The following is a 2,259-nucleotide window of genomic DNA, read 5'->3' as shown; positions in this document are numbered from 1 at the left end:
CTGGAATGTAAGCCTTCAGGCTCTGCTCCACCAACGCCCATGTCGCTAGTGGTGCTATATCACCTATGAGTTCTGCTAATGTGATACCTAAACCTTTCGCAATCTTCTGGGAGGTATCACATTAGCAGAACTCATAGGTGATATAGCACCACTAGCGACATGGGCGTTGGTGGAGCAGAGCCTGAAGGCTTACATTCCAGTATATGGTGAAATAGGGGAGGAGAAGGAGCCGATAGATTATATGGCTATAACAAGGGTTGTTGCACCTCCGCCTACGTTGAAAGGGTACAGGATCGCCACGCTCTTTTTGGAACCGGAGATACGACCTGGCGACACAGTGTTTGTGGACACGGCGGCGACACCAATGGACGGCGACCTTGTGGTGACACTCCAGAATAGTTCCTCATTCCTGGGACGATACCATACAGATAAGAAAGGTTCGTGGGTAGAGACTGCAACGGGACGATTTACGCCAAACAAAGTCACTATCTATGGCGTGGTCACCGGTTGTGAGCACGTTTTCAGACGCACATAGAAAGGTAGGGTTCCTCCCGGGTACTTCGCTAGGTTTCTCCGCACATTAATGGGGTTCAGGTGGTCGGTGGTTCAAATCCACTCACCCCGATTTTGAAGCTAAAAGTACCCGGGGGACCCAATGAAACATGGCATTAGAGCATCTGAATACTCCCAAGTCCCACGATTGGCTAAATACGCTAAGTGGGCATCTGAATTTACATGACATAATATCCACAGATACAACTTTACATGGGCAGCTCAAGATTTTTCTTTTGTCCTGCCGGGTCAACGAACTATCGCCACGGACCATAGAGGACTACTCGCAAAAGGTGGGGGCTTTCGTAGCCTTCTGCCAATCTCAAGGTATCAAGGAACCCCAGGACGTAGCGGCAAACCACGTCAGGATTTTCCTACTGGTATTGCGGGAGAGAATTCAAGCATCCTCAGTGCATGACTATTACGGCTGCATAAACCGCTTCTTCAATTGGCTCGTGGCCGAGGGAATTCTGCTGCAGAGTCCCATGGTGCGGATGACCCCACCGCGGGTGCCGAAACAGGTTATCCAGCCTTTCAGCCAGGAAGACATCCGGCGTATGCTGGTAGTTTTGGGCGAGGACGGCTTTCGGGGGATCCGCAACCGGGCGATCATTCTGACATTCCTTGACACCGGCTTACGGTTGTCGGAGCTGGCGGCCGTCCAGGTAAACGACATCGACTTCGACAACGGCATTATCAAGGTTATGGGCAAGGGCCGGAAGGAACGCTTTGTCAGGGTAGGGAAGGAAACCCAGAAGGCGATGCTGCGATACTTGCTCCTCAGGAAAGATAAGCAACCCAGTTTGTGGGTAGATGACCATGGGCAGCCCATCAAGGCCCGAGGGATCCAGTCGCTAATCAAGCGCCTCGGCAAACGGGCAGGGATAACCGATGCCCGATGTTCGCCGCATACCTTCAGGCATAGTTTTGCGGTGAATTGTCTCAGGAACGGTATGGGGGAGTTCAACCTTCAGAGTCTGCTGGGCCATACCACCCTGCAAATGACAAGGCGTTACGTGCAGACCTTTGGGGTTAGTGATGCTTTGGCAGCCCATGAAAAGGCCAGCCCGGTGGACAACTTGAGGCTGTAATAATGAAGGCCGCCGGCGGTGTCCTGATCGGGCTCGGCGCTGTCAATGTGCTTTACGCTGGCGTTGTATTGGGCTATGCCTTAGTACCTCTTGGTATTCTATCGGCTTGTCTAGGGCTTGCGATGATGTATCTTGGGAGAAGCCTGTGGCGGCGTGGATAACTTGAGGCTATGATTTGTTGGTTTCGGTGCCATCTTTCGGTTTGTAATAGTGTTCTATGGCATTCTTGAGTGTATCACGCTCTTTGATTATCCCCCAAAGCCATAGCACAAACCATGTTAGCCCAATCCCAATGGCAACCCCAATTATCCCAGCACCAATTAACTGCCTAATCATTTTATGTTCCTAAGTTCCCACAATCATGGGACTCGCAAAGAACTTCCTAGCCTGTTCCTCCCGGGCTCGGTTGCTGATCTGGGCATAGACCACGGTGTTCTGAATGTTGATATGCCCTATCCAGTCCTGGACGAAGCGAATGTCCGCGCCGGCATCGAGTAGGTGAGTGGCGATGCTGTGCTTCAGAACGTGGAAGTGGCGCTTGTCTGCCGGGATGTCGGCCTTGGCGCCGTAGAGCTTCATAAGTTTGTCAAGGGTGAACCGCGATATTGGCGAACCC

4 protein-coding genes are annotated in these 2,259 nt (G+C 52.0%); 2 read left to right on the top strand and 2 right to left on the bottom strand.

Features of this window, described 5'->3' with window-relative positions:
• The first annotated feature begins 241 nt into the window (after positions 1-241).
• Positions 242-535 carry a S24 family peptidase gene (locus HWQ67_RS16775; protein WP_218253835.1) on the top strand — a complete coding sequence of 98 codons (294 nt, stop codon included), beginning with the start codon at positions 242-244 and terminating at the stop codon, positions 533-535.
• A gap of 127 nt (positions 536-662) precedes the next feature.
• Positions 663-1,643 carry a tyrosine-type recombinase/integrase gene (locus HWQ67_RS16770; RefSeq protein ID WP_218253834.1) on the top strand — a complete coding sequence of 327 codons (981 nt, stop codon included), beginning with the start codon at positions 663-665 and terminating at the stop codon, positions 1,641-1,643.
• A 168-nt stretch (positions 1,644-1,811) separates the two neighbouring features.
• Here the strand turns inward: HWQ67_RS16770 and HWQ67_RS16765 are convergent, their stop codons facing one another.
• Both HWQ67_RS16765 and HWQ67_RS16760 read right to left on the bottom strand, forming a co-directional pair.
• Positions 1,812-1,979, bottom strand: a complete 168-nt coding sequence (locus tag HWQ67_RS16765; protein WP_218253833.1) for a hypothetical protein — start codon at positions 1,977-1,979, stop codon at positions 1,812-1,814.
• 9 nt (positions 1,980-1,988) lie between these two features.
• Positions 1,989-2,259, bottom strand: a 271-nt coding sequence (locus HWQ67_RS16760) for a tyrosine-type recombinase/integrase (RefSeq protein WP_218253832.1), incomplete at its 5' end; no start/stop codon positions are given.

Origin of the sequence: Candidatus Magnetobacterium casense, assembly GCF_019173545.1 — a bacterium.
Taxonomy (GTDB): Bacteria; Nitrospirota; Thermodesulfovibrionia; order Thermodesulfovibrionales; family Magnetobacteriaceae; genus Magnetobacterium; species Magnetobacterium cryptolimnobacter.
This window is presented reverse-complemented; position numbering and strand designations above follow the sequence as displayed.

Coding starts and splice junctions, on each gene's coding strand:
- HWQ67_RS16765 (WP_218253833.1), bottom strand. CDS start 1,979: ATGATTAGGCAGTTAATTGGTGCTGGGATAATTGGGGTTGCCATTGGG.
- HWQ67_RS16775 (WP_218253835.1), top strand. CDS start 242: ATGGCTATAACAAGGGTTGTTGCACCTCCGCCTACGTTGAAAGGGTAC.
- HWQ67_RS16770 (WP_218253834.1), top strand. CDS start 663: ATGGCATTAGAGCATCTGAATACTCCCAAGTCCCACGATTGGCTAAAT.